26 protein-coding genes and 1 pseudogene are annotated in these 26,272 nt (G+C 73.2%); 11 read left to right on the top strand and 16 right to left on the bottom strand.

Features of this window, described 5'->3' with window-relative positions:
* Positions 1-119 (top strand): acyl-CoA dehydrogenase family protein (locus IEZ31_RS08480; RefSeq protein ID WP_190249212.1); only part of this gene is annotated, 119 nt, incomplete at its 5' end.
* Positions 120-209: 90 nt separating this feature from the next.
* Positions 210-626, top strand: coding sequence for a hypothetical protein (locus tag IEZ31_RS08485; protein ID WP_190249213.1), 417 nt, complete (start codon positions 210-212; stop codon positions 624-626).
* A 19-nt stretch (positions 627-645) separates the two neighbouring features.
* Here IEZ31_RS08485 and purE read toward each other — a convergent pair whose 3' ends face one another.
* From purE to IEZ31_RS08505, 4 genes are all read right to left on the bottom strand, one after another.
* Complete coding sequence (gene purE, locus IEZ31_RS08490) at positions 646-1,152, bottom strand: 5-(carboxyamino)imidazole ribonucleotide mutase (protein ID WP_190249214.1); 507 nt, start codon at positions 1,150-1,152, stop codon at positions 646-648.
* Positions 1,149-2,279 (bottom strand): 5-(carboxyamino)imidazole ribonucleotide synthase, encoded by a 1,131-nt coding sequence (locus IEZ31_RS08495; RefSeq protein WP_190249215.1) that lies wholly within the window; start codon positions 2,277-2,279, stop codon positions 1,149-1,151. Before IEZ31_RS08495 ends, purE begins: the two co-directional genes overlap by 4 nt.
* A 224-nt stretch (positions 2,280-2,503) precedes the next feature.
* On the bottom strand, positions 2,504-3,073 hold the full coding sequence (gene abmR / locus IEZ31_RS08500) for an ATP-binding transcription factor AbmR (RefSeq protein ID WP_229834479.1): 570 nt from the start codon (positions 3,071-3,073) through the stop codon (positions 2,504-2,506).
* A 101-nt stretch (positions 3,074-3,174) separates the two neighbouring features.
* Positions 3,175-5,139: a thioredoxin domain-containing protein gene (locus IEZ31_RS08505; RefSeq protein ID WP_190249216.1), complete on the bottom strand. Its 1,965-nt coding sequence runs from the start codon at positions 5,137-5,139 to the stop codon at positions 3,175-3,177.
* Positions 5,140-5,290: 151 nt separating this feature from the next.
* Between IEZ31_RS08505 and IEZ31_RS08510 the strand changes: the two genes are divergently transcribed.
* A complete protein-coding gene (locus IEZ31_RS08510) occupies positions 5,291-5,725 on the top strand; it encodes a restriction system modified-DNA reader domain-containing protein (RefSeq protein WP_190249217.1) in 435 nt (144 codons plus the stop codon).
* Between the two features lie 335 nt (positions 5,726-6,060).
* A complete protein-coding gene (locus IEZ31_RS08515; RefSeq protein ID WP_229834561.1) occupies positions 6,061-6,696 on the top strand; it encodes an NYN domain-containing protein in 636 nt (211 codons plus the stop codon).
* A 191-nt stretch (positions 6,697-6,887) separates the two neighbouring features.
* Here IEZ31_RS08515 and IEZ31_RS08520 read toward each other — a convergent pair.
* The 4 genes and pseudogenes from IEZ31_RS08520 to IEZ31_RS08535 all read right to left on the bottom strand — a co-directional run.
* Positions 6,888-7,046, bottom strand: a pseudogene (locus IEZ31_RS08520) (DUF255 domain-containing protein); the annotation flags it as partial.
* A gap of 12 nt (positions 7,047-7,058) precedes the next feature.
* Positions 7,059-8,648 carry a glycosyltransferase family protein gene (locus IEZ31_RS08525; RefSeq protein ID WP_190249220.1) on the bottom strand — a complete coding sequence of 530 codons (1,590 nt, stop codon included), beginning with the start codon at positions 8,646-8,648 and terminating at the stop codon, positions 7,059-7,061.
* A 41-nt stretch (positions 8,649-8,689) separates the two neighbouring features.
* Positions 8,690-9,832 (bottom strand): Fic family protein, encoded by a 1,143-nt coding sequence (locus IEZ31_RS08530; protein WP_190249221.1) that lies wholly within the window; start codon positions 9,830-9,832, stop codon positions 8,690-8,692.
* A 26-nt stretch (positions 9,833-9,858) separates the two neighbouring features.
* On the bottom strand, positions 9,859-12,054 hold the full coding sequence (locus IEZ31_RS08535; protein ID WP_229834480.1) for an ATP-binding protein: 2,196 nt from the start codon (positions 12,052-12,054) through the stop codon (positions 9,859-9,861).
* 152 nt (positions 12,055-12,206) lie between these two features.
* On the opposite strand from IEZ31_RS08535, the gene trpB reads away from it, so the two are divergent.
* The 3 genes from trpB to IEZ31_RS08550 are packed head-to-tail and all read left to right on the top strand — an operon-like array spanning position 12,207 to position 14,824.
* Positions 12,207-13,352, top strand: a complete 1,146-nt coding sequence (gene trpB, locus IEZ31_RS08540) for a tryptophan synthase subunit beta (protein ID WP_190249442.1) — start codon at positions 12,207-12,209, stop codon at positions 13,350-13,352.
* Complete coding sequence (trpA, locus tag IEZ31_RS08545; protein ID WP_229834483.1) at positions 13,349-14,083, top strand: tryptophan synthase subunit alpha; 735 nt, start codon at positions 13,349-13,351, stop codon at positions 14,081-14,083. Before trpB ends, trpA begins: the two co-directional genes overlap by 4 nt.
* A gap of 3 nt (positions 14,084-14,086) precedes the next feature.
* Positions 14,087-14,824, top strand: coding sequence for a GntR family transcriptional regulator (locus IEZ31_RS08550; RefSeq protein WP_190249222.1), 738 nt, complete (start codon positions 14,087-14,089; stop codon positions 14,822-14,824).
* Here the strand turns inward: IEZ31_RS08550 and IEZ31_RS08555 are convergent.
* From IEZ31_RS08555 to mca, 4 genes are all read right to left on the bottom strand, one after another.
* Positions 14,807-15,469 carry an ABC transporter permease gene (locus IEZ31_RS08555; RefSeq protein ID WP_190249223.1) on the bottom strand — a complete coding sequence of 221 codons (663 nt, stop codon included), beginning with the start codon at positions 15,467-15,469 and terminating at the stop codon, positions 14,807-14,809. The genes IEZ31_RS08550 and IEZ31_RS08555 overlap by 18 nt on opposite strands.
* Before the next feature lie 181 nt (positions 15,470-15,650).
* Entirely contained in the window at positions 15,651-18,116 is a 2,466-nt protein-coding gene (locus IEZ31_RS08560; RefSeq protein WP_190249224.1) for a putative bifunctional diguanylate cyclase/phosphodiesterase, read from the bottom strand.
* 249 nt (positions 18,117-18,365) lie between these two features.
* Entirely contained in the window at positions 18,366-18,662 is a 297-nt protein-coding gene (locus IEZ31_RS08565) for a hypothetical protein (RefSeq protein WP_190249465.1), read from the bottom strand.
* 4 nt (positions 18,663-18,666) lie between these two features.
* Positions 18,667-19,530 (bottom strand): mycothiol conjugate amidase Mca, encoded by an 864-nt coding sequence (gene mca, locus IEZ31_RS08570; RefSeq protein ID WP_190249225.1) that lies wholly within the window; start codon positions 19,528-19,530, stop codon positions 18,667-18,669.
* A gap of 101 nt (positions 19,531-19,631) precedes the next feature.
* Here mca and IEZ31_RS08575 point away from each other — a divergent pair, with 101 nt between their 5' ends.
* Both IEZ31_RS08575 and greA read left to right on the top strand, forming a co-directional pair.
* Positions 19,632-20,048, top strand: a complete 417-nt coding sequence (locus IEZ31_RS08575) for a DUF4307 domain-containing protein (protein WP_190249226.1) — start codon at positions 19,632-19,634, stop codon at positions 20,046-20,048.
* Positions 20,049-20,146: 98 nt separating this feature from the next.
* A complete protein-coding gene (greA, locus tag IEZ31_RS08580) occupies positions 20,147-20,647 on the top strand; it encodes a transcription elongation factor GreA (RefSeq protein ID WP_190249227.1) in 501 nt (166 codons plus the stop codon).
* Positions 20,648-20,711: 64 nt separating this feature from the next.
* Here greA and ilvA read toward each other — a convergent pair whose 3' ends face one another.
* Genes ilvA through IEZ31_RS08600 form a run of 4 tightly spaced genes read right to left on the bottom strand, consistent with a single transcriptional unit; the run spans position 20,712 to position 25,131 of the window.
* Positions 20,712-21,935 (bottom strand): threonine ammonia-lyase, encoded by a 1,224-nt coding sequence (gene ilvA / locus IEZ31_RS08585; RefSeq protein ID WP_190249228.1) that lies wholly within the window; start codon positions 21,933-21,935, stop codon positions 20,712-20,714.
* On the bottom strand, positions 21,932-22,564 hold the full coding sequence (locus IEZ31_RS08590; protein WP_190249229.1) for a hypothetical protein: 633 nt from the start codon (positions 22,562-22,564) through the stop codon (positions 21,932-21,934). The genes ilvA and IEZ31_RS08590 overlap by 4 nt, the downstream gene beginning before the upstream one ends.
* Positions 22,561-23,949 (bottom strand): amidase, encoded by a 1,389-nt coding sequence (locus tag IEZ31_RS08595; protein ID WP_190249230.1) that lies wholly within the window; start codon positions 23,947-23,949, stop codon positions 22,561-22,563. The genes IEZ31_RS08590 and IEZ31_RS08595 overlap by 4 nt, the downstream gene beginning before the upstream one ends.
* 39 nt (positions 23,950-23,988) lie before the next feature.
* The gene (locus IEZ31_RS08600) at positions 23,989-25,131 is read right to left on the bottom strand and encodes a cystathionine gamma-synthase (RefSeq protein WP_190249231.1); all 1,143 of its coding nucleotides are present in this window, start codon (positions 25,129-25,131) and stop codon (positions 23,989-23,991) included.
* A 33-nt stretch (positions 25,132-25,164) separates the two neighbouring features.
* Here IEZ31_RS08600 and IEZ31_RS08605 point away from each other — a divergent pair, with 33 nt between their 5' ends.
* Both IEZ31_RS08605 and msrA read left to right on the top strand, forming a co-directional pair.
* Positions 25,165-25,581: an HIT family protein gene (locus IEZ31_RS08605; protein ID WP_190249232.1), complete on the top strand. Its 417-nt coding sequence runs from the start codon at positions 25,165-25,167 to the stop codon at positions 25,579-25,581.
* 58 nt (positions 25,582-25,639) lie between these two features.
* The coding region (gene msrA, locus IEZ31_RS08610; RefSeq protein WP_190249233.1) for a peptide-methionine (S)-S-oxide reductase MsrA at positions 25,640-26,272 on the top strand (633 nt) is incomplete at its 3' end.

Below are 26,272 nucleotides of genomic sequence, written 5' to 3' on the forward strand. Positions count from 1 at the left end.
GCTACACGAAGGACTTCCCGCTGGAGCGCATGATGCGCGACGCGAAGATCACCCAGATCTACGAGGGCACCAACCAGGTCCAGCGCATCGTGATGGCCCGCCAGCTCCTGGCCGGCTGATGCCCCCCGCATGATCGATGGAGCCTCCTGGCTGCCACGGCGACCAGGAGTCTCCATCGATCATGCGGACCGGGCTGGTATACCGGCGTCATGACCGAGTTGCCTCCCGGGACGCCCTCGTTGTGGATCGTCCGGCGCAAGCGGCCCGCCTCCGGTGCCGAGCTGGTGCCGGCCGAGCGCGAGCAGCTGGCGAGCGTGTGGCGGCCGGCCGAGCTCGACGACGTGCTCGGCGACGAGGAGTACGAGGTCGAGACCGCCGAGGTCGTCGACGCCGCCGGGACGCTCAGGTACCGGCTGTACGGCTGGAACTACGGCGGTGGCTACCTCTTCCCGCCCGAGGGGCTCGACCCCGTCGCGCCCGGGGCGCAGCACTCCATCGAGCACCGCGACGCCGGGCAGCGGCCGCTGTTCGCAGCCATGGATCGGGCCCTCAAGGCCGGTGGGCACGGGTTCCAGCAGCCGCTCGACTTCTGCTGGGCCGACGACGCCTGCTGGGCCGGGCTCTAACCCATCAACAGCGGCGACGTCACTCCCGCGGGCGGGTGGTCAGGGACTCGGTCAGGGCCGCGTCCTTCTCCGCCACCAGGGCGCGCAGCGACTCCTGGAAGTCGCGCATCCTCGCCAGCAGCGCCGGATCCGAGGCGGCCAGGATGCGCACCGCCAGCAGGCCGGCGTTGCGGGCACCGCCGATCGAGACCGTCGCCACCGGGACGCCCGCCGGCATCTGGACGATGGACAGCAGTGAGTCCATGCCGTCGAGGTACTTCAGCGGGACGGGCACGCCGATCACCGGGAGCGGGGTGGCGGAGGCGACCATGCCCGGCAGGTGGGCGGCGCCGCCCGCGCCGGCGATGATGACCTTCAGGCCGCGGGCCACCGCCTCGCCCGCGTAGTCGAGCATGAGGTGGGGCGTGCGGTGCGCGGACACCACCCGTACCTCATGCGCCACCTCGAACTCGTCCAGCGCCTCGGCCGCCAGCCGCATGACCGGCCAGTCCGAGTCGCTGCCCATGATGATGCCGACGTCGGTCAATGCTGATACCCCTCTTCGAGGATCCGCGCCGCCCGCCGGGCGCGCCTGCGGCAGTCTTCCATGTCGTCGCCGATGACCGTGACGTGGCCGATCTTGCGGCCGGGGCGGACCTGCTTGCCGTACAGGTGGACCTTGGCGGACGGCTCCTCGGCGAAGAGGTGGTGGAGGCGCTCGTCGACGGACATGCCGCCCGGCTCGCCGCCCAGGACGTTGACCATCACGACCGCCGGGGCGGTGAGGCGGGTTTCGCCCATCGGGTAGTCCAGGACCGCGCGCAGGTGCTGCTCGAACTGGGACGTGCGGGCGCCCTCGATCGTCCAGTGGGCGGAGTTGTGCGGGCGCATGGCCAGCTCGTTGATGAGGATGCGACCGTCGGTCGTCTCGAACAGCTCGACGGCGAGCACGCCGACGACGCCGAGCCGGGTGGCGATGTCGATGGCGAGCCGCTGCGCCTCGATCGCCCGGTCGTCGTCGAGGCCGGGCGCCGGGGCGAGCACCTCGACGCAGATACCGTTCTCCTGGACCGTCTCGACCACCGGATACGCGGCGACCTGGCCGAGCGGCGAGCGGGCCACGACGGCGGCCAGCTCCCGCGCGATCGGCACCAGCTCCTCGCCGATGACCTCGACGCCGGGCGGCACGTCCCGCTCGGAATCGGCGACGAAGACGCCGCGGCCGTCGTACCCGCCCGTGGCCGTCTTCACGATGATCGGCCAGCCGACCTCGTCGCCGAACGCGCGCAGGTCGCCGGCCGTCCAGCGGGGCACGGGGAAGCCCAGCCCGCCCAGGTGTTCGCGCATCTCGCGCTTGTTCTGGGCGTACCGCAGCGCGTCCGCCCCGGGCAGCAGCGTGAACCCCTCGGCGGCGAGGGTCCGGATAAGGTCGCCGGGCACGTGCTCGTGGTCGAAGGTGACGACGTCGCAGCCCTTGGCGAACTCGCGGACCGCGTCGACGTCGTCGTGCCGCCCGATCACCACGTCGGCGGCCACGAGCGCCGCCCCGTCGTCCGGCGCGACCGCCAGCACTCGCAGTGATTGACCGAGGGCGATCGCTGCCTGATGGGTCATCCGGGCGAGCTGCCCGCCGCCCACCATGCCCACGACGGGGAGTCCAGTCCGTGCGTCCATAGGCTGGCCAGCCTATCGTTCGCTCTCCGGCCGCCCCGCGTTCCCTCCCGCGCCGCCCTCCCGCACCCCTCCGTACCGCTCCGCGCCGCCTGCCCCGCGCCGCCCGCCCGCGCCGCCCGCCCACGCCGCCCGCCCACGCCGCCCGCCTTGCGCCGCCTGCCCTGCGCCGCCTGCCCTGCGCCGCCTGGCCCGCGCAGGCGGCGCAGTGCCGGGGGCGGTGCGGATCACACCGCCGGGCCGCGCCGGCGCAGCTCGTCCACCGACTGCATGGCCTCGCGCAGCTCGGTCAGCCACGTGTCGGCATGCTGGCCGACCAGGGCCACGCACCAGGCCAGGGCCTCGGAGCGGGACCGGGCGACGCCGGAGTCGACGAGCGTGTCGAGCACCTGGCGCTCGCCCTGGCGCAGGCGGGTCATCACCGGCGCCGAGTGGGTGGTGAACAGCTCCCGGGTGTCGCCCACGAGGACGCCCCAGGAGACCTTTCTGCGGTACCGGCGCTCCAGCTGCTGCGCGATGCCGATGCGCTGGTCGCGGGTCGTCTCCCGGAAGCCGGCGATGCGGCCCTGCTCGGCGGCCGCCCGGTCGGCGTCGGTGGCGCCCTCGGCGACCTGCGGCGGGCTCAGCCGGCCGACGATCAGGATCTCGTCACGGTCGACCGTCACCTCGGCCGGGCCCTGGAACCAGGTGTCCGGCAGGGCGCCGCCGATCCAGGCCGGCGCGTCGTCGGCGGGTGGCGGCTCGCTGCGGGGACCGCCGCCGCGGCCCCACGGTACGTCTCCTCGGCGCATCATCATGGTCCTTACCCCTTTGCTGACGTTGCTCTGATTACACGATTACACCGTTACACAGAGACGCCAAGGCCCGAGGTGTTCGCTCACCGGAGAATCCGGAGCATTTACGCGAGCTTGGCGACCAGGTCCTCGAGCTCGGTGACGGGCGCGTCGCAGACGAAGCCGCGGCAGACGTACGCCGTGGGCCGGCCCTCGCGCAGGACCCGGCCCTCCAGCAGGGGGACGCCGGGGCGGCCGGGCTCGCCGGCGACGACCACCGCGCCGGGCGGCGCGTGCCACCAGGCCGCCGTCACCAGCGGGTCGTCGGCCGCCGGGGTGGCGATCGCGATCTCGAACGGGCCGGACTGCAGCGCCTCGCCGACCGTGCAGGCGTAGCCGGTGAACCGGCCGTGCGTCGCGGCCACCGCGGCGACCGTGGCGAGGGCCCGCTCGCCGGCCTCGCGGTAGGTGGCGTCGGCGGTCAGCGCGCCGTACGCCACCAGGGCCGCGGCGATCGCCGACAGCCCCGACGGGGTCGCGTTGTCGGTGATGTCGGCCGGCCGGGAGACCAGCGTCTCGGCGTCGTCGGCGGTGTCGAAGAAGCCGCCGCCCTCGTCGCGGAAGTGGGCGAGGGCCACGTCGAGGAGCTGCTTGGCGAGGTCGAGCCAGCGACCCTCGCCGGTCGCCTGGTGCACCGCGCAGAACGCCTCGGCCACCGCGCCGTAGTCCTCCAGGACGCCGGCGGGCGCGCCGACGACGCCGTCGCGCGAGACGCGGCGCAGCCGCCCGTCGACCAGGTGCGTGCCGGCCAGGAAGCGGGCGACCTCGACTGCCCGCTCGACGGCCTCGGGCCGGGCGTACACCTTGCCGAACTCGACGAGCGCGGTGATCGCCAGCCCGTTCCACGCGGCGACGACCTTGCCGTCGCGGGCCGGCTGGGGCCGCTCGTCGCGGGCGTCGAGGAGCCGCCGCCTGATGCCGAGCCAGCGCTCGACGTTCTGCGGGTCCTCGGGCAGCTGCAGGACCGAGCTGCCGTGCTCGAAGGTGCCGTCCTTCGTCACTTCCAGGAGGTACCGCGCCCACGCCCCGTCGATCTCGCCGACCACCTCGTCGACCTGTTCCGGCGTCCAGACGTAGGTGCGACCCTCGACGCCGTCGGTGTCCGCGTCGAGCGCGGAGATGAAGCCGTGGCCGTCGTACAGGTCGCGCTCCAGGAACGCCGCCGTCTCCTCGGCGACCCGGCGCGCGGTGTCGTTGCCGGCGATGCGGTCCAGCTGGGTGTACACGCGCAGGAGGAGCGCGTTGTCGTAGAGCATCTTCTCGAAGTGCGGCACGGTCCAGGTGCGGTCGACCGCGTAGCGCGCGAAGCCGCCGGCCAGCTGGTCGTAGATCCCGCCGCGGGCCATGCGCTCGCAGGTGTACGTGACGGCGTCGAGCACCTCCTGCCTGCGGGTGCGCTGGAAGTGCCGGAGCAGGAAGAGCAGCGCCATGTGCGGCGGGAACTTCGGCGCCCCGCCGAACCCGCCGTGCTCCGCGTCGTAGTCCTTGAGCAGCGTCCCGGCGGCGCGGTCGAGGACGTCGTCCGTCATCGGGTTGGCCGGCGGCCGCTCGGCCACCTTCCGGATCGCGTCGACGACCGCGGCGCTCTGCCGCAGCACCGCGTCACGCTGCCCCTGCCAGGCCTCGGAGACCGCCTGCACCAGCCGCACGAACGCGTCGCGGGGGAAGTAGGTCCCGCAGTAGAAGGGCTCGCCGCCGGGCGTCGCGAACACGGTCATCGGCCAGCCGCCCTGCCCGGTCATGGCCTGGGTCGCGGTCATGTAGACGGCGTCGACGTCGGGCCGCTCCTCCCGGTCCACCTTGATCGGCACCGTGAGCTCGTTGACCAGCGCGGCGACCCCGTCGTGCTCGAACGACTCGTGGGCCATGACGTGGCACCAATGACAAGACGAATACCCAACACTGATGAGGACTGGCACGTCTCGTCGTCTGGCTTCCGCAAAGGCGTCCTCTCCCCATGGCCACCAGTCCACCGGGTTGGCAGCGTGCTGGAGGAGATACGGGGAAGTGGTACCAGAAAGCCGGTTCACACTTCCACCCTCTCACGCCAAGGCTTCACGCTGCCGGCGTGGCTTCCTCCTCGATCCCTGTAGTCGTCGGCGCAGCGTTGAGCACAGCCTAATCTCTAAATCGTCATGTACGCTAGCAGAGCCGTGACGATCGGGATCCCTGGGGACTGCAATGACCAGACGCACCATCGAGGTCGATGACGAGGTGTTCGCCTTCCTTCAGCAGCATTGCGAGCCACTGGTCGACACGCCGAATGACGTGTTACGCCGACTGCTTCTCGGCGGAGGGTCGGAGGAACTGCCGGAGAAAGCCGTTGCACCCGGCAAGCGCTTGCTGCGACGGCCAGGCGCCCTGCTGCCTCTGATCAAGGCAGGCATCCTCGCACCCGGCGACGTTCTTCGGCACGAACAGCCGAGGCGGCGCATGGTCCACGAAGCAACCGTCACGGCCCGTGGCTGGCTGAAGCTGGCCGATGGCCGGTCGTTCTCAACTCCGTCGCGAGCACTTGCGGAACAGACTGGCACGACCATCAACGGCTGGGCGTATGTCCATGTGCCCAGCGGGGAGCCGCTTCACGTACTTCGAGCCCGAGTCGAGCACGACTAACCTTGCGCTCCCAATCGTCAGTCTCTACGATTGGGAGTGAGCAACCTGCTCATGGCCAACCGCGCTGCAACGAGGAGCGAGGAGGCGGGACACGCAGCGGCAGAGCTGTCAGTGCTTGAGCAGCGCCTCTCGCCGGAGCGCCTTGGCCAACGGAACGCATGACATCTAGGCAAAAAAACGGCCCCTTGCGGGGCCGTCCTCGGCGTATCTCTCGCCGTTGTCTCTAAAACTGTACACCCCTGAAGTCGGTAGTGCACTGATCGGGCACGCGCCGACCCAAGTCATCCGCCAGACGGCGACTCGGTGCACCTACGGAAGGGTGAACTAGCGTGGCCATGGTCGCCGCCTACATCGACGGCTTCAACCTGTACTACGGCATGAAGTCGACATACCACCGCAAGTACATGTGGCTCGATGTTGTTCAGCTCGTCCGCCAGCTCCGCCCTGACGATCAGGTAGTGGTTGTCCGCTACTTCACCGCCATCGTCAAAAACGAGCCGGCGGCCGCCGCGAACCAAACCACCTACCTCGACGCCCTCAATGCGCACAACGGCGCACTGGTAGACGCGCACGTTGGTCGTTTCAAGATCAAGACCATCGGACGATGCAAGGTGTGCCGGCAGGACTTCCAGTGCACCTGCCCCAAGACCTACCAGAGCTACGAGGAGAAGGAAACCGATGTCGCCCTCGGCGTCGCGATGGTCGAGGATGCCGCCCTCGGCGTCGGAGACACCTCGCTGTTGATCAGTGCCGACTCCGACCTGATGCCGGCCATCCGGTCAGTGCAGAAGATCACCCCCGGTCGAGGGATCTACGTGGCACTGCCACCCTCCAATCAGCCCCGGTTCCGGTCGATCCCCGGCGCCGGCGTCTTCCACATCCGCGAAACCGCTCTCCGTGCCGCCCAGTTGCCGCCGACCGTCAGTCACCCGAGCGGACGAACGCTCAGCCGCCCCACCAAGTGGCGCTGACTCAGATAGGTCCGCCGCCGGACGCCTGAATCTCATCAACGCAAGCGGCACCAAGGGGCGTTGAGTGGACGGACGCGGAGCCGAAGATCATCGCCGCCGTGTCCGCCGTGTCCGACTTGGAAGCGTTCTATCCCCGCCGGACGGACTCCGATAGCCAACAGATTCAGGCTACTGGGCTTGCAAGTTCACTGACACCAGTGGCAGGCCGCGTAGCCGACCGAGATGAGCACCGGCACGTCCCGGCGGCGGGCCTCGTCGAACGCCTCGGGGGACCACGGCCACCAGTCGACCGGGTTGTCCTGGTGCTGGAGCAGGTACGGCGACGTCGCATCGGCGAGGCGGTTGGCCATGCTCGCAGCCTCTCACGCGAGCTTCAGGCACGTCTTCGGCTGGTCGGTGAGGTACGGCGCCGACGCCGGGGCCGGCTTGCCCGGCTGCGTCAGGTCCGCCACGTAGACCCAGCCGGTGCCCGGGCCGCCGGCGCCGTCCCCGAGGACCGTCGGCTGCACGGCGCCGAGCTCGCCCAGGCGGGCGCCGAGGACGGAGCGGACCGGCACCGGACCGGTGCGGTGGCCGAGGTACGCGATGATCCGCCCGTGGCCGGCGGCCCGCGCCTTCAGGTCCCCGAGGTCGCAGTCCGGGCCCGGCGCTACGACGTCGAAGGTGTGCACGACCCCGCTCAGCTGCGGTGCGTACCAGTCGACCGCGTAGACCGACGGCAGGAACACCATGATCAGGTCGTCGGGGCGCCGCTCGCGGGCGAGGTACGCCACCGCCTCGCGGTCGTCGACTTGGTCGGTGGTCGGGAGCGGCCGCACGACCCGCCCGGCGAGCGGCGTGACGGCCACGACCGCACCCACCAGCAGCGCCGCCGCGGGGACGGCCGCCAGCAGCGCGGCCCACCGCCGGCGGCGCCAGACGGCCCGCAGGCCCCGCGCTGCGGCCGCGACGACGACGGCCGTCGCCAGGTACGCCACGGGGACGAGCCAGAGGGCCAGCCGGTCGCTCAGCGGGGCGACCCGGGCGACGGCGAGCGCGAACCCGGAGAGGATCGGGACGGCGAGCAGGGCGCCGAAGGCCGGCCGGTGCCATGCCGCGAGGGCGATGCCGGCGACGACGAGCAGGCAGACCGGCAGCGCCAGGCCCGCGTCGAGCCCGAACGGGTCCTGCACGAGGGCCTCGGGCCGGTCGGCCAGCCAGGCCCGGACCCCGCCGAGCCCGTCGGCCTGCTTCGGGAAGCCGATGCCGTCGAACCAGGTGACGAGGAAGTCGTCGCCGGCGGCGTGGCGGAGGGACAGGGCGTAGTGCAGCGCGAACGAGGCCAGCCAGACGAACCCCTTGAGGCACCAGCGCAGCCAGCCGCTGCGGCGCCGCACCAGCAGTACCGTGAGCGCCAACCCCGGCGTCACGAGCACCGACGCCATGCTGAACCACCCGGCGACGGCGGCGACGCCCCACCACACCCACTCGGCGCGGGCGGACGGCCGCTCCACCACCCACGCGGCCAGCCCGACGAGCACGAGCACGGCGGCGGCGTCGGCGGAGTACTGCTTGAATTCCGTCGCGTGGTACAGCAGGACGGGGTTGACGGCGCACAGCAGCACGAGCGCCGCGCCCCCGGCGGCCCCGAGCCACCGCCGCCCGATGACGGCCGCGGCGGCGAGCGTCAGCAGCCCGAACGCGAACGGCAGCAGCCGCAGCACCCGGTCCCCGGTGCCGAGCACGTGGGTGATTCCCCACTGCACCCACAGCCACCCGAGCGGCGCGCTCTGGTTGTGGTCGAGATCCCCGGCCAGCCCGAGCAGCCCGCGCTCCCGGACGTTGAGGGCGAGATACTGCTCGTCGATGAACAACGGCCGCCCGTGCGACCACTGCACGGCCCACACGACGGCGGCGGCGACGGCCAGCACGACTCCCGGATCCCGCCACCAGGCCCGCTCGCTCTCCGCCACCTGCGACCTCCGCTCCTGCGCCGGAGCGGAAGACTAGTCGATCATCGCAACTCGTAGGGCTCCACCGCCGGGCCGACCAACCCCGCCGCCTCGGCGTCGGCGGCCTCCCGCAGCGCACCGGCCGCCACGTAGGCGAGCGTCTGGCCGTAGCCGGTCGCGGTGACGAGCCCCTGCTGCTCCAGCCGGCGAATGTCACGAATCGCCTGGTCGCGGGAGATGCCCTCGTCCTCCTGATAGGTCTCCCGGCGCAACTGCCCGCTGGCCGCCGCGTAGAGGGCCGACACCGTGCGGTCGCCGAGACCGAGCCGCGCGGCCAGATCCTCGGCCACCGCCCAGACCGCCGCACCGAGCCGAAGCCGCCGATCGACCAGCTGCGCCTGCTGGTGGTGGGCGCGGAGGCAGAACCGAACCCAGGAGTGCGCGTCACGATCCGGCTGGTACGAGCCCTGCTGCGCCTCGCGCAGCGCCTGGTAGTACTCCAGCGTGTTGATCTCGAAGCCGAGCCACTCCTCGATCGAGCAGAACTCCGGATAGGTCCGGCCCGCGCGGGCGATCACCAAGGTCTGCAGGCACCGGGCCATCCGGCCGTTGCCGTCGCGCCAGGGATGCACGGCGACCAGGTTGAGATGGGCCATGGCGGCCCGGGCCAGGGGGTGGGCGTCCAGGTCACCGCCCTCCAGCCAGGCCACGAGCTCCGCCATCAGGGCGGGAACCGCCTCGGCGGGCGGCCCGACGTACACCGGCTGCAGCGGGTCGCGGCCGGTCACCACGATGCCGCCACGGCGGTAGCGGCCCGGGGACTTGTCCCGCCAGAACCGCAGCATCATGAAGTGCAGTGCGGACAGGACCATCTCGTTGTGCGCGAAGAAGTCCATCTCGGGCGTCTGCAGCACCCAGGTCAGCGCGTCGCGGTAGCCGGTGACCGCCTCCCGGGACTCCTCGGGCACCGACGCCGGGACGGCTGCGCCGGCGACGATCGCGGCGGCGGTGCTCAGCTCGACGGTGTAGCCCTCGATGCTGTTCGATCCCATGATGGCGCCGGCGACGAACCGCTTGCGAACCTCGCCGACCCACTCGCGCGTGGCATTTCCACCCGTGGCCCGGGCGAAGTCGGCGTAGAAAGCGTCGATCTCCGACAGCACCCGCTGGTCCTCGTCGTCGAGGGCGGGCAGCACGTACAGCATGCTGTGATGCTACAAGGATCGTGGCATCAAGGCATCGTGGAGTCTGCGGCCCTTCGGAGGGTGAGGGCCATGGTCAGGCCGCCGCCCGGGGTGTCGTGCGGGGTCAGCGTGCCGCCCATCGCCTCGGCCAGGCCGCGGGACAGGGCCAGACCCAGCCCCACGCCCGCGGTGTTGTCGCGGTCACCCAGGCGCTGGAACGGCTGGAAGATGCGGTCGCGGTCCGCCGCCGGCACGCCCGGGCCGTGGTCGATCACGTGGATCTCGACCGTCTCGCCGGTGGCGAACGCCGTCGTGGTGACCTCGGCGCCCGGCGGGGTGTGGTGCAGGGCGTTCTCCAGCAGGTTGGCCAGGATGCGGTCGAGCAGGGCCGGGTCGGCCGAGACCGGGGGGAGGTCGTCCGGGACCCGCAGGCGCGCGATGCCGGGGAGGTCGGCGCCGGCCAGGGTAACGGCGTCCTGGACGTCGACCGGCTGCAGCGACAGGGCCAGGGCGCCCGCCTGCAGGCGGGACATGTCCAGCAGGTTGGTGACCAGGCGGGTCAGCTTGTCGAGCGACTCCTCCGCCGTCGCCAGCAGCTCCTCCCGGTCGGCGCGGGAGAACGAGACGTCCGGGCTGCGCAGGCTGCCCACCGCGGCCTTCGCGGCGGCCAGCGGGGTGCGCAGGTCGTGGCTGACCGCCGACAGCAGGGCGGTGCGGAGCTTGTCCGCCTCGGCCAGCGCCGAGGCCTCCGCGGCCTGGGCCGCCAGGCGCTCCTGGCGCAGCGCGATGGCGGCGTGGGCGGCGAACGCCTCGACCATGCGGCGGTCCTCGGGGCGCAGCGGGTGGCCGTACAGCGACAGGACCAGCGAGCCGTCCGCCGCGACCGGCGTCGGCGGGCCGTCCAGCAGCCCGGCGGAGACCACCACCCGGCCGTCGAGCAGCAGCGCGGCCCCGGACAGGGCGAACGACTCGCGCACCCGCTCCAGCAGGGCCGGCAGCGGGCGGTCGCCGTGCAGGACGCTGCCGGCCAGGGTGGACAGCGTCCGGGCCTCGGCGCTGGCGGCGGCGGCCTCGCGGGTGCGCCGGGCGGCCAGGTCGACGACCGTGGCGACGGCCACCGCGACCAGCACGAACGCCGACAGCGCGAACAGGTTCTCCCGCTCGGCGACGGTGAACCGGTGCATCGGCGGGGTGAAGAAGTAGTTCAGCAGCAGGAAGCCGGCGACGGCGGCGACCAGCGCCGGGACCAGGCCGCCGACGAGCGCCACGCCGACCGCCAGGATCAGGAACGCGAGGATGTCCGTCGGCAGGGACAGGCCGGCCGACAGCAGGCCCACGGTCAGCGCCGGCAGGCCGGCCAGGGCGAGCGCCAGGCCGAGCAGCCGGCGGCGGGCGGTCAGGCCGCCCCGGGCCGGGCGGGCTCGGCCGCGGCGGGCCTGCTCGTGGGTCACCAGGTGGACGTCGATCGGCCCGGAGCCGGCGATCGTGGTGGCGCCGACCCCACGGGACACGAGCTGGGCGAGCCGGCCGCGGCGGCTGGCGCCGAGGACGAGCTGGGTGGCGTTGACGCCGCGGGCGAAGTCGAGCAGGGCCGCGGGCACGTCGTCGCCGACGACCTGGTGGAAGCTGCCGCCGAGCTGCTCCACGAGCAGCCGCTGGCGGCTCAGGTGGGCCGGGTCCGGCTCGGCCAGCCCGTCGCCCCGCACGACGTGGACGGCCAGCAGGTCGGCGCCCCGGCCGCGGAGGGCGATCCGGGCGGCCCGCCGCACCAGCGCGTCGCCCTCCGGGCCGCCGGTCAGCGCGACGACGACCTTCTCGCGGACCTCCCACGCCGGGCCGCGGTAGGCGTCGAGCTGCTTGTCGACCCGGTCGGCGAGCCACAGCAGGGCGCGCTCGCGCAGCTCGGGGCCGGCGACGCCGTCGTCGACGAGCTCGACCTGCCCGGCCCGGCGGATCACGGCGTCCGGCACCGCGTCCACGTCCTGCATGTCGAGCGTGCTCAGCACGTCGATGCCGGCGTCGAGCAGCCGCTCGACACCCGGCCAGTGCCGCGCGAGCCCGTCGACGACCGCCAGCTGGGGTGCGCGCGCGAGCAGCGCGTCGACGTCGAGCCCGCCGGACGGGCCGACCACCACGTCGGTTCCGCGGCCGGCCCGGCGGCGCGCCTCGTCGAACATCCTGACCGTCGTGCCGGCGCCGGGCGCGGCACCGAGGTACACCCGGAGCTTCCCGCGGACGGTCACCTCCTGAGCCTATGTCCGCTTGACGCCCACCGGCCGCCGTGCAACAGTTCTAGAACAGTCAACTGTTCTAGAACTGTGGAGGCGTGATCATGGGTGAGCTCCTCATCCGGCCCCGCCATGCGCCCGTGCGCGCCAACCGCGCCCGCGGCCTGATGGGCGACCCGGGACCGCTCGGCCGCTTCGGGGAGTACGGCGGGCGCTACGTGCCCGAGTCGCTGGTCGGCGCCTGCCGCGAGATCGAGGACGCGTTCCGCGCGGCGTGGGCCGACCCGGCGTTCCGCAACCAGCTCGCCGGCCTCCTGGCCACCCACGTCGGCCGGCCGACGCCGCTCACCCCGGCACTGCGCCTCTCCGCCGAGCTGGGCGTCACCCTGCTGCTCAAGCGGGAGGACCTGGCCCACACCGGCTCCCACAAGATCAATAACGTCCTCGGCCAGGCGCTGCTGGCCAAGCGGATGGGCCGCACCCGGCTCGTCGCCGAGACCGGCGCCGGGCAGCACGGCGTGGCCACCGCGACCGCCGCCGCGCTGTTCGGGCTGCGGGCCACCGTGTTCATGGGCGAGCGGGACGTCGAGCGGCAGGCGCTCAACGTGTTCCGGATGCGGATGCTCGGTGCCGAGGTGGTGCCGGTCCGCACCGGCAGCCGCACGCTCAAGGACGCCACCAGCGAGGCGATGCGCCACTGGGTCGGCGTGGTGGACGAGGCCATGTACTGCATGGGCTCCGTCCTCGGCCCCAGCCCGTACCCCTGGATGGTCCGCGAGTTCCAGCGCGTCATCGGCGACGAGGCGCGCCGCCAGTGCGCGAGCGAGCTGCCGGCGGCCGTGCCCGACTACGTGGTCGCGTGCGTCGGCGGCGGCTCCAACGCGGCCGGGACGTTCGCCGGCTTCGTCGACACGGGCGCGCAGCTCGTCGGGGTCGAGGCCGAGGGCGGGGCCGGCGCGACCGACGGCACGCCCGGCATCCTGCACGGCGTGCGGTCGCTGTTCCTGCAGGACGACGACGGCCAGGTCGCCGAGGCGCACTCGATCGCGGCCGGGCTCGACTACCCGGGCATCGGGCCGGAGCACGTCCACCTGCGGGAGCTCGGGCGGGCGCGGTACGTCACCGTGTCCGACGCCGAGGTCGTGGAGGCCGTCGTGCGGCTCGCCCGCACCGAGGGGATCGTCGCGGCGCTGGAGTCGGCGCACGCGCTGGCCTGGATCCTGCGCGGCGAGATCCCGGCCGGCTCGACCGTGCTGCTGACCCTGTCGGGCCGCGGCGACAAGGACATCTCGGCGCTGCGGGAGCTGCTGTGAAGACGGTGATGCCGTACGTCACGGGCGGGGTGAGCGCCGGCTGGGCCGACCACGTCCGCGCGTTCGCCGACGCGGGCGCCGACCTGGTCGAGGTCGGGCTGCCGTTCTCCGAGCCGACGCTGGACGGCGCGACCATCCAGGAGGCGACGGCCACGGCCCTGCGCCGCGGCGCGACGCTGGACACCGTCCTGGCGTCCGCGCCGCGCGGGATCGTGCCGCTCGTCGCCAGTACCTATGCGAACCTCGCCTGCCGCCCGGGCTTCTGCGCGCGGCTCGCCGACGCCGGCTTCACCGGGCTGATCGTGCCCGACCTGCCGCTGGAGGAGTGCGCCGGGCTGTCGGCCGAGGCGGAGGCGGCCGGCATCGACCTGGCCCTGCTCGCCGCGCCGGTCACGCCGGACGCCCGGCTGGCCGAGATCGGCCGGCGCAGCCGTGGCTTCGTGTACGCGGTGTCCGTCATGGGCACCACCGGCGAGCGGGACACGCTGAGTCCGGCCGCCGCCGACCTCGCGGCGCGGCTGAAGGCCCGGACCGAGCTGCCCGTGTTGCTAGGATTCGGCATCTCCACCCCCGAGCAGGCGGCGGAGGCCGCCCGGGTGGCCGACGGCGTCGTCATCGGCGCCGCGATCATGCGCCGGCTGCTCGACGGCGCCGGCCCCGCCGAGCTCGGCGCCTACGTGGGGACGCTGCGCAAGGCCGTAGACAGCACGGACGGCACAGACGGAGGGTGAGCGATGCCGCGCGAGACCGAGCCCCGGTATCGCGCGATCGCCGCCGACCTGGCCGCGAAGATCCACGCGGGGCAGTATGCGCCGGGCAGCGCGCTGCCGGCCCAGCGCGAGCTCAGCAGCGCCTACGGCGTCACGCTCATGACGCTCCGGCAGGCCCTGCGGCAGCTCAGCGACGAGGGGCTCATCGTGCAGCAGGCGGGGCGGGGCACGTTCGTGTCGCCGCCCCACCTCGCCTACCGGCTGGGCTCGCTGCGCAGCCTCGCCGACGACCTGCGCGAGCAGGGCCACGAGGTGCGCACGACGGTCGTCGCCCGGGCGACCGGCACGCCGCCCGCGCACGCCGGCCTCGGCGACCCGGCGCTGCGGCTCGAGCGGGTCCGCGAGTTCGCCGGCCGCCCCTCGGTGCACCAGGTCTCGTGGGTCCGGCTGGTGCCGGGGCTGCTCGACGCCGACTTCGGCCGCGTGCCGCTCTACACCGCCCTGGCCGACGCAGGGGTGGCGGTCGCCCGCGCGACCGAGACGATCCGGCCCGGCGCGCTGCCGTCCGGTTTGCAGGTGTACCTCCACGAGCCGGCGGGCACCCCGGTCTTCGTCAGCGACCGGGTCACCTACGCGCTCGACGGCACGGCCGTGGTCGCCGACCGCGCGGTGATCCTCGGCGACGCGATGGAGATCCGCGCCGAGCGGGCCGCGACGGGCCTGTCCATGACGTGGTCCGGCGCGTCAGACGTGCCCGCGTAGCGACTCGTCGTAGGTGACGCCGGGGTCGCGGCCGAGCACGCCCCGGGCCGCCTTCTGGAAGGCCGTGGCCTCGCTGCGGCGGCGCAGCTGGACGGCGACCTCGTCGCACGGGGCGCCGCCGTCGAGGCGGGACACGGCGCCCGCCGGGAGCGCGAGGACGGCCGCCGACGCCCCGTTGGTGAGGTCGCCCGGGCGGTCGGCGACGCCGACGACGGTGGCGTTCACGCTGTGGCCGTCGCGCTGCAGCGACAGCCGCCGGCCGACCGGGACGCCGAGGCGCTGCGCGGTCTGGGCGTCGACGAGGACCTGGGCGTCGCCGGCCGGATACTGGCCCTGGCGGACCGTGGTGCGGCGCAGGGCCGGGCTCTGCACGGCGGTGATGACGGCCGCCTCGCGCAGCACCTCGGCCGCGCCGTAGACCGTCACGCCGTACAGCGTGGTGACGCACTCGGCGGCCGCCGCCTGCGGCAGCCCGGCCAGCGCCGTGACCTGGGCCGGGGTGAACCGCCCGCGGAGCCGGACGTCGGCGTCGCCGGGCAGGTCGGCGAAGCGGTCGGTGCCGCCGAAGCGATCGAGCACGACGAACGCGCCGACCGCGGCGACCATGAAGCCCAGGGCGAGGACAACCCCCCGTCGTCCGCTCATGTCTGCTCACGGTACGCACATGCCGCGCTCACCCCACGCACAAACCGCCGCCCCCGCAGGGTGAACTCCCCGTCCCCCCGCACCCCCTTCTCGTCGATCTTGCAGTTGTGGTGCCGGGACACGCCGTCAATGCCCCGGTTTGTCGGGCACCACAACTGCAAGATCGACGCGGGGAGGAGGGCTAGCCGGTGCCCTCGGCGCGGAGGTGGCGGCGCTGGACCTGGCGGCGCTCGCGGAGCACGGCGGAGAGCCGGTCCGGCGCCATCGGCGGGTGGAACAGGAAGCCCTGGGCGGCGGTGCAGCCCAGCTCGGCGAGCGCGCTGCGCTGCTCCGGGTGCTCCACGCCCTCGGCGACGACGCGCAGGTTGAGCCGCCGGGCGAGGTCGACCGTGGCCCGGACGATGGCCTCCGCCTTCGGCAGGTCGGACATCTGCGCGACGAACTCGCGGTCGATCTTCACCTCCTGCACGGGCAGGCGGGTCAGCACCGTGAACGACGAGAAGCCGGTGCCGAAGTCGTCCACCGCCAGCTGGACGCCGAGGCGCCGGATGCGGGCGAGCACGTCGTCGATGACCGGCGAGCTGGACAGCATGACGGTCTCGGTGATCTCCAGGATCAGCAGCTCGGCGGGGAGGCGGTACCGGCCGAGCAGCTCGTCGATCGTCTCGGGCAGCTGCCGCTCGGCCAGGCTCCGCGCCGAGATGTTGACCGCAACCGGCACCGCCAGGCCGGCCCGGCGCCACCCGGCGGCCAGGCCGAGCGCCCGGTCGAGCACCCAGTGGGTCAGCGGGCCCATGAGCTCGCTCGCCTCCACGACCGGCAGGAACTGGCCGGGTGCGAGCCGCCCGCGGCGCGGGTGCTGCCAGCGCAGCAGGGCCTCGACGCTGGTGATCTCGCCGGCGAGCTCGGCGCCGCGGACCGGCTTGACCGGGCCGAGCGCCACGGCCGGCTGCAGCTCCAGGCTCAGCTGCTCGCCGGCGGCGAGGGCCTCGCGCAGCTCGGCGAGCAGGGCCAGCCGGTCGGTGCTGGCGTCGTCGCGCGCCGGGTCGTACCAGGCGACCGGCTGGCCGCCGTGCTTGGCCTGGTACATCGCGATGTCGGCGCGGCGCAGCAGCTCGGTGAGGTCGACCGAGCCGGCCGCCGCGACGACCACGCCGACCGACGGCTCCTTCGACAGCGCGACGCCGTCGATGCGCATCGGGACGGCGATCTGCGCGCCGAGCTTGCGGGCCCGCTCGACCGCGGCGGCGAGGGCGAGGTCGTCGCCGCCGGCCGCGAGGTCGGTGATGAGCACCGCGAACTCGTCGCCGCCGAGCCGGGCGAGCAGGTCGTCGGCGTTGCCCGCGTCGGCGACCCGCCGGGCGATGACCTTGAGCACCTCGTCGCCGGCCGTGTGGCCCAGCGCGTTGTTGACCTCTTTGAAGTCGTTGACGTCGAGCAGCACCAGGGCGACCGGGTCGCCCGGGGCCCGCCGGGCCAGCTGCGCGTTGCCCCGGGTGAGCAGGGCGACCCGGTTGTAGAGGCCGGTCAGCGGGTCGTGGACGGCGTCGTACGTCGTCCGCTCACTCATCGACCGCAGCGCGTCCTGCGTGATCGCGTCGTGCAGCGCCGCGGCGAGGGCGTCGCCGTAGGCGGCCAGCATGTGGTCGCGCGAGCGCAGCTGCGGCACCCCGGCGAGGTGGAGCTCCCCCACCGTCATCCCGCCGACGACGAGCGAGCGGGTCACCGCCGGCTCGTCGACCTCGTCGCCGTAGGCCCGGCCGCCGGCCAGCACCACGCGGGCGGCGGTCGCGCCGAACAGCCGCTTGGCGCCCGTGATCCCGGACTCGGCGGCGTCGTGCTCGTCGAGCCGGTTGAGGTCGCGGGTGGCCTCGGCGAAGTCGTGCCAGGTGCGGCGGTCGTCGTCCTCGCGCAGCCGGTTGCCGTAGAACTGGTGCAGCAGCCAGAGGACCGGCGGCAGGAGCAGCAGCAGGAGCGCGTTGGTCGCGCAGGCCCACACGATCACGAGCCCGGCGGCGACGTTGCCGATCACCATGAGCAGCTTGCTGCTGAGCATCTCGGCGAACGTGGCCCGCAGCGTGCCGCCCCGCACGGCCGAGACGTGCACCGAGACCAGCCCGATGGCGACCACGTAGTACACGACGGCGCCCGCGCACAGGGCGGCGATGCCCCGCGGGCTCAGCGGCCGGTCGTACACCGGCTCGATCGCCGTCACCGCGAACACCGAGCACGAACCGGCGACGGTCAGCGCGGCGACGCTGAAGAGCAGGTCACGAGCGGTGCGGCGGCGCCCGCGGCGGGCGTCGAGCAGGTGCAGCGCGGTGTGCGCGACCCCGACGCCGGCCAGCACCGCGAACGGCACGAGCGCGGGCGGCAGGCTGACGCAGAGGACGACCATGGCCGCCTCGCCCCAGGCCAGGCGGGCGTGCCCCTCGCCGGCCCGGACCCGCAGGCGGGCCAGCTGGGCGAGCACGACGACACCGACGCCGGCGAGGCCCGCCCACAGCAGCGACCGGTCGGGCCGGCCGACGGCGAACGCCTGCAGCGGGCTGCCCGCGAAGCCGCCCGCGACGACCGCCGCGGCGGCCGCGCACAGGGCGGCGGCGATCGCGACGGCGGCGGTGAAGCGCGCCGGGAGCGGTCTCATCACTGCACCGTATCGACCGGCGCCAATGACGCTAGGTATTCCGGCCGGCACTCAGCGTGGCCGCGGACATCGTCTCCGGGGAGTGCGTCGGAGCGCTGCTGCGCGTCCACCTGTCGGCCCCCCTTCCCTGCCCTTTCAGGGAGGCGCGCCCGGCGAAAGGAACGCGCACTCCGTGAAGGCTAAAGCACGGAAGAAAGGCACAACAGTGGTCGGTGATGCGTTTCTGCCTCAGATCAACGGCCGCTTCGCTCAGACGGACGTCGATTTGTCCTCGTCTGTGGGCTTGCCCGCGGCACCGCCCGGCCCGCCCGTCGCGTCGCCCGGCCCGTCGAAGTCGGCCCGCCGCCCGGCGTCCGCGGCGTCCCCGGCGCGCTGGTCGGGGAACTCCGCCGGCAGGCGCCGGATCCGGGCCGTCATGTTGCGGATCAGCAACACCGTGACGATGGCCAGGAGCACGATGATGAGCAGGCCCATCGGCCCGGCCAGCCCACCCGACCTGGTGTCGCCGAAGTTGTTCTCGGCGAGGACGTCCAACGCGTGCACCATGTCTTCACCTTACGCCGGTGAAGAGATCGTCTTCCGGCTGCCGCGTGTCGACCAGCGACTTCACCAGCTCGTAGTCCTCGGTCGGCCACACCTTCTGCTGGATCGGCAGCGGCACGGCGAACCAGAACCCGTCGGGGTCGACCTGGGTGGCGTGGGCCCGCAGGGCGTCGTCGCGGATCTCGAAGAACTCGCCGCACGGCACCCGCGTGGTGACCCGCTCGGTGATGTCCCGCCGGTCGTCCCACTCCTTGATCCACTCGGTGTAGGGCGACTCGCCGGTGGCCTCCAGCATCGCCTCGTGCAGCGCCATCATGCGCTTCCGCGACCAGCCCATGTTGTAGTAGAGCTTCAGCGGCTGCCACGGCTCACCCGCGCCGGGGAAGCGGCTCGCGTCGCCCGCCGCGTCGAACGCCACCATGCTGACCTTGTGCGTCATGACGTGGTCGGGATGCGGGTAGCCACCCTCCTCGTCGTAGGTCGTGATGACGTGCGGCTTGAAGCTGCGGATCAGCCGGACCAGCGGCTCGGCCGCCTCCTCCGGGTCCATCAGGCCGAAGCAGCCCTCGGGCAGCGGGGGCAGCGGGTCGCCCTCGGGATAGCCCGAGTCGACGAAGCCGAGCCAGTCCTGCCGCACGCCGAGGATCTCCCGCGCCCGGTCCATCTCGGCCCGCCGGATCGTCGCGATGTTCTCCCAGACCTCGGGCCGGTCGAGCTTCGGGTTGAGCACGCTGCCGCGCTCACCGCCGGTGCATGTGACGACGAGCACATCGACGCCCTCCGCCGCGTATTTCGCCATCGCGGCGGCACCCTTGCTCGACTCGTCGTCCGGATGTGCGTGCACCGCCATCAATCGCAGCTGCTCGGCCACGGCTCTCCTCAAGGTGTGCGTCCAACCCCGCGCGCGGGGCGCCCCGGCTAACGACCCTATTGTGGTCGGTACCTCCGACAAAACGACGAGGACGCCAGCCCGTGACCGAGACACACGCCACAACGCAGTACCCACCCGGACGCTACGGCCGCCGACGCGAGCCGCAGCCGCGCCGGCGCTGGCTGGTGGCCTGCCTGGCGGCGCTGGCCCTGGTCGCGGCGGGCGCGATCGTCTGGCGGCTGTTCCAGCAGTACGGGCCGCAGGAGTACGAGCCGCAGGTCCAGCGCTTCTACGACGTCACCGACGACGGCATCAGCGTCGACTTCGTGGTCCGCAAGGATGCCGACACGGAGGCGACCTGCCGGGTGCGGGCCCGCTCGGCCAGCGGCGAGGAGGTCGGGCTGGCCGAGGTGGACGTGCCGAAGGGCGCCGAGCCGGTGGTCTCCTACCGGCTGGCCACCAGCGACCGGCCGGTCACCGTGGAGGTGCCCGCCTGCGGTCCGCTGCGTTCCAGATGACGATCCGGAGAACTGCACACGGAATTCACGTAGCCGTGGTGACACGACTCACTGGTACTTTGGTGGTTTGACCGAGCGTGCCCGTAAGGAGATCTTCAGTGTCGACCACCGACGGCGGACAGGCCACCACCTGGCTGTCGCAGGACGCCTATGACCGGTTGCAGGCCGAGCTGGACGAGCTCATCGCCAACCGCCCGGCGATAGCCGCCGAGATCAACGCACGCCGCGAAGAGGGCGACCTGCGCGAGAACGGCGGATACCACGCCGCCCGCGAGGAGCAGAGCAAGGCCGAGGGACGGATTCTCTACCTCAAGGAGTTCCTCCGCAAGGCGGTCGTCGGTGACGCGCCGACGACCGACGCGGTGGCTCCCGGCACCGTCGTGACGATCCAGTTCGACGACGACGAGGACGACACCGAGACGTTCCTGCTCGGCTCGCGTGAGATCGCCGCGACGACCGACCTGACCGTCTACAGTCCGGAGTCGGCGCTGGGCAAGGCGATCCTCGGCGCCCAGAAGGGCGACGCGGTGCAGTACACGGCGCCGAGCGGCGCCGAGATCAAGGTGAAGGTGATCTCGTTCGAGCCCTTCGCGGGCTGACCTGCAGAGCTGAGCCCGGGCACCCACGAGGGTGCCCGGGCTCTTGCTATAGGTGCTACAGGTGCTACAGGTCGAAGGTCACCGTGTACCCGGCCGACCGGAGGGCGCTGACCAGGCGGTCGGAGTGCTCGGCGCCCCGCGTCTCCACCGACATCCCGATCTCCACCTCGCCGAGCTGCAGCCGGGGGTCCTGGCGGCGGTGGGCCACGTCGACCACGTTGGCGCCCTGCTCGGCGATGGACGACAGGAGCTTGGCCAGGTGGCCCGGGCGGTCGCCGCAGCGGACCGTGAACGCCAGGTAGCGGCCGGCCGCGGCCAGGCCGTGCTCGATCACCCGCAGCATCAGCATCGGGTCGATGTTGCCGCCAGAGAGCACGGCGACGGTCGGCGTCTCGACCTCGACGGCCCCGGCGAGCAGGGCGGCCACCCCGACGCTGCCGGCCGGCTCGACCACCAACTTTCCGCGCTCCAGCAGCATGAGCAGCGCGCGGGAGATGTCCTCGTCGGTGACCGTGACGATCTCGTCGACGAGCTTGCCCACGTGGGCGAACGTCAGGTCGCCGGGGCGGCCGACCGCGATGCCGTCGGCGATCGTGGCGACCGACTCCAGCCGCACCGGGCAGCCGGCGCGCAGCGACCGGGCGAACGACGCCGCGCCCGCCGCCTGCACGCCGATGATCCGCACGTCGGGCCGGACGGCCTTGACGGCCGCGGCCAGGCCCGAGATGAGCCCGCCACCGCCGACGCCGGTGACGATCGTGCGGACCTCGGGCACCTGCTCCAGGATCTCCAGGCCCACCGTGCCCTGCCCGGCGATGATGTCGGGGTGGTCGAACGGGTGGATCAGCACCGCGCCCGTGCGCTCGGCGAACTCGTGGGCGGCCTCCAGGGACTCGTCGACGGTCGCGCCGGCGAAGTCGACCCGCGCCCCGTAGCCCTTGGTCGCGGCGATCTTCGGCAGCGGGGCGCCGACCGGCATGAACACGGTGGCCTTGGTGCCGAGCAGGCCGGCCGCGAGCGCGACCCCCTGGGCGTGGTTGCCGGCGCTGGCCGCGACGACGCCCCGGCGGCGCTCGTCCGGGCTCAGCCGGGAGATCCGCACGTAGGCGCCGCGGACCTTGAAGGACCCGGCGCGCTGCAGGTTTTCGCACTTGAGCCACGTGGGACCGGACAGCTTGGCGGTCAGTGGCCGGCAGGGCTCCACCGGGGTCAGGCGGGTCACGCCTGCCAGCAGTTGCCTTGCCGCTTGGATCTCGGCGAGCGTCACGAGCTCCGAGGGGACGGTCATTCCCTGATCGTGCCACCCACCATCCGCAGGCGTGCGATGCGGCCGTACTGCGCGCTCGTGGTGCGGGCGATCAGCAGCACGGCGGCGCCCGCCGCGCCCACGAGCAGGGCCGCCCCCGGCAGCCGCAGGACCAGCTGGCGGCCGAACAGGTGCGCGACGAGCGCCCGGTCGACCGGCTCGCCCGCCGCGGCCAGGTGGCGCACCCGGCCGATCTCGACGGCGTTGTCGAGCCCGCTCAGCACGCCGAGCAGCGTCGCCACCGCCCCGGCGAGCGCGAGCCCGCGGAAGACCCAGGTCAGCACGAGCATCGAGCGGCGCTGGCGGGGCGCGCGGCCGACGCTGCCGGTCGTCACGCGGCGGTCGGCGACGCCGAACGCGGCCAGGTTGCCCCGGGCGCGGGCGTGCCAGCCCCGGGCCGCGACGGCCGTCGCGGCGAGGCAGGCCGCGAGCGCGATGCCGAGGCCGATCCGCACGGTGCCGGCCAGCGCGGACGGCTCGGCGCCGGGCCGGTGCGCGGCCCAGATGTCGGCCAGCGGCGCGAACGCGAGGGCCAGGTTGGCCAGCGCGGCACCCGCGACGGCCAGCATCGCGGCGGTCGCCCAGTGCGCGATCGCGCGGACCCGCGTCACCGCCGGCGGGCCGCCATCCGCGGCCAGCCCGGCGCGTGCCGCCGCCAGGGCGCCCGCTGCTCGATCTGGCCGGCCAGCCCGAGCAGCAGCAGCTCCGCGCCCGGCGGGCCGACGAGCTGCACGCCGACCGGCAGGCCGTCGGGGCGGACCCCGACCGGCACCACGAGGGCGGGGAAGCCGGCGAAGTTCCACGGCGCCTCGTACGGCGCGTAGCGGGTGTTGGCCAGCATGTTCGCCGTCCACGAGCGGGCCGACCAGTGGCCGGCGGCGGGCGGCGCGGTGGCCAGCGCCGGGGTGACGAGCACGTCGTGACCGCCGTCGGCGAACCAGTTCTGGCAGCGCTCGCGCCACGCGGCCCGGTCGGCGTCGCGGACCAGGCCGCGGGCGAGGGCCCGCTCGCCGAGCGCGGCGTGCCGGCGGGTGCGCGGCTGGAGGCGCCCGCCGTCGAGCGCGGCGACGTCGAGGTGGATCGCGGCGAACCAGGTGGCCAGCACCTTGGCCGCGAGCGACGGCGGGTACACCGGGTCGGCCCGCACGGCGCCGTGCCCCTCCGCGACCAGCAGCCGGACCGCGGTGCTGAGGCCCTGGCGCGCGCCGGCGTCCGGGAACACGCCGGTCACCGGACTGCGCAGGGAGACGGCCACGCGCAACGCCCCCGGAGGGCTCAGTGACGGTGTGGTACTGCCGGCCAGTACCGAATAACCCAGATGCGCATCGGCGACGGTGGTGGCGAGGATGCCGTTCTCGGTCAGCCCGTACCAGTCGTTCGTCCCGATCCCCGCCGGCACGCTCCCCCGCCCCGGCTTCAGCCCGACGAGCCCGCAGCAGGCGGCCGGGATCCGCACCGAGCCGAGCCCGTCGTTGCCGTGCGCGATCGGCACCAGCCCGGCGGCGACCGCGGCCGCCGAGCCGCCGCTCGACCCGCCGGGCGTCCGGTCGGTGCGCCACGGGTTGCGGGTGATGCCGTCGGCGTCGTCGGTGGTGGCCCAGATGCCCAGCTCCGGCATCCGGGTCACGCCGACGACGATCGCGCCCGCGCCGCGCAGCCGGCGCACGACCTCGTGGTCGCGCTCGGCGACCGGCTCGCGGGCGGCCGCCGAGCCGTTCCACGTGGGCAGCCCGGCGACCGGCGTGTTCTCCTTCACCGCGATCGGCACCCCGGCCAGCGCCAGGTTGCCGAGCTCGGGCTGCTCGTCGACCGTCTCGGCCTCGGCGATCGCCTCGGCGGGCCGCACCTCGCGGAAGGCACCGAGGATGCGGTCGTACGCCCGGATCGAGTCGAGGTGGTCGGCCACGACCTCGGTCGCGGAGGTGTCCCCGCGCCGCACGGCGCGGGCGATCTCCCTGGCGGTGGCGCCTACCCAGGTCGTGGAGCGGTGCAGCATGGGGGGACACCTTTCCGAACCGGCGGCGGCTTCATTGTGTCAACGAGCGAGCGCCTGCTCCAGATCGGCGAGAAGATCGTCGATCGTCTCGATGCCGACGGACAATCGGACCAGATCGCCCGGCACCTCCAGCGGGCTGCCGGCCGCGCTCGCGTGGGTCATGCGGCCGGGGTGCTCGATGAGCGACTCGACGCCGCCCAGCGACTCGCCCAGCACGAAGAGCTTGGCGCGGTTGCAGATCTCGACCGCCGCCTCCTCGCCGCCCGCGGCGCGGAAGGAGACCATCCCGCCGAACCGCTTCATCTGCTTCGCCGCGATCTCGTGCCCGTGGTGCTCCGGCAGGCCCGGGTAGAGCACCTGGCCGACCGCCTTGTGCCGCTGGAGGAACTCCACGACCCGCTCGGCGTTGTCGCAGTGCCGGTCCATGCGCACGCCGAGCGTCTTGATCCCGCGCAGGGTCAGCCACGCGTCGAACGGCCCGGCGATCGCGCCCATGGCGTTCTGGTGGTACGCGAGCTCCTGCATCAGCTCCTCGTCGGTGCCGACGAGGGCCCCGCCCACGACGTCGGAGTGGCCGCCGATGTACTTCGTGGTGCTGTGCACGACCAGGTCCGCGCCCAGGTGCAGGGGCTGCTGGAGGTACGGCGAGGCGAACGTGTTGTCGACCACGAGCAGCGCGCCGCGGTCGTGGGCGAGCTGGGCCAGCGCGGCGATGTCGGCGATGCCGAGCAGCGGGTTGGTCGGCGTCTCCAGCCAGACGATCTTCGTCCGGTCGGTGATCGCGGCGCGCACCGAGTCGACGTTGTGGATCGAGGCCGGGGTCCAGTCGAGGCCCCAGCGCTGCGCGACCCGCGCGAACAGCCGGTAGGTGCCGCCGTAGGCGTCGTCGGGGATCACCACGTGGTCACCCGGCCGGCAGATCGTGCGCAGCAGGGTGTCCTCGGCGGCCAGGCCGGACGCGAAGGCGAGGGCGCGGCGGCCGCCCTCCAGCGCGGCGAGGCACTCCTGCAGCGCGTCGCGGGTCGGGTTGGCGGTGCGGCTGTACTCGTACCCCTGGCGCGGGCTGCCGACGGCGTCCTGCGCATATGTGCTGGTCTGGAAGATCGGGGGGACCACCGCGCCCGTAGCCGGATCCGGCTCCTGTCCGGCGTGGATGGCGAGTGTCTCGAAGCCGTGGGTCATGCGACGACACTAGTGGCGTTTAGGCTGGCGGGTGTGGCGGACTGTCTGTTCTGTGCGATCGCGTCGGGCTCCGCTCCCGCGTTCGTCGTGGCGTCCTCGTCGAGCGCGGTGGCGTTCCTGGACACCCGGCCCGTGTTCAAGGGTCACGTGCTGGTCGCTCCCCGCTCGCACGTCGTGACGCTGACGGATCTGCCGGTTGCCGATTTGTCGGAATACTTCGGATTTGTGCGGACACTGGCGGGGGCGGTCGAGACGGGCCTCTCGGCGGGCGGCACCTTCGTGGCGATCAACAACAAGGTCTCGCAGAGCGTGCCGCACCTGCACACGCACGTGGTCCCGCGGACGAAGGGCGACGGGCTGCGCGGCTTCTTCTGGCCGCGCACGCGCTACGAGTCGGACGAGGAAGCGGCGGCGTACGCATCGAAGATTGCAGCCGTAATACCTTCTTAAGGCGGTCCGGCCCGCGGCGCGGCAGACTTGAGTCCATCAAGGCTTGAAGGAGCTGATCGTGTTTCTGCGGTACAAGAAGCAGCTGGACCTGCCGACCCCTTCGTCCGCTCTCCCGGGCCGCGACGTCGAGATGCCCGTCGCCGCGAAGCACACCGTCCTGGGCACCCCGCTGCACGGCCCGTGGCCGGCGGGGCTCGAGGTGGCGTACTTCGGGATGGGCTGTTTCTGGGGCGCCGAGCGCATCTTCTGGCGCATCCCAGGCGTGTACTCGACCTCGGTGGGCTACCAGGGCGGCATCACGAGGAACCCGACGTACGAGGAGGTATGTTCGGGCATGACGGGCCACACGGAGGCGGTCCAGGTGGTGTACGACCCGTCGAAGGTGTCGTACGAGCAGCTGCTGAAGGCGTTCTGGGAGAACCACGACCCGACCCAGGGCATGCGCCAGGGCAACGACGTGGGCACCCAGTACCGCTCGGCGATCTACACGACGACCCCGGCACAGGCCGCGACGGCGGCGTCGTCCCGCGAGGCCTTCGCGCCGGTGGTGCGAGCGGCCGGCCACGGCGAGATCACCACGGAGATCACCGAGGCGGGCCCGTTCTACTACGCGGAGGACTACCACCAGCAGTACCTCTCGGACGCGAAGAACCCGGGCGGCTACTGCAACCACGGCCCCAACGGCATGACC

It is taken from the genome of Dactylosporangium sucinum (assembly GCF_014647515.1).
Lineage (GTDB): Bacteria > Actinomycetota > Actinomycetes > Mycobacteriales > Micromonosporaceae > Dactylosporangium > Dactylosporangium sucinum.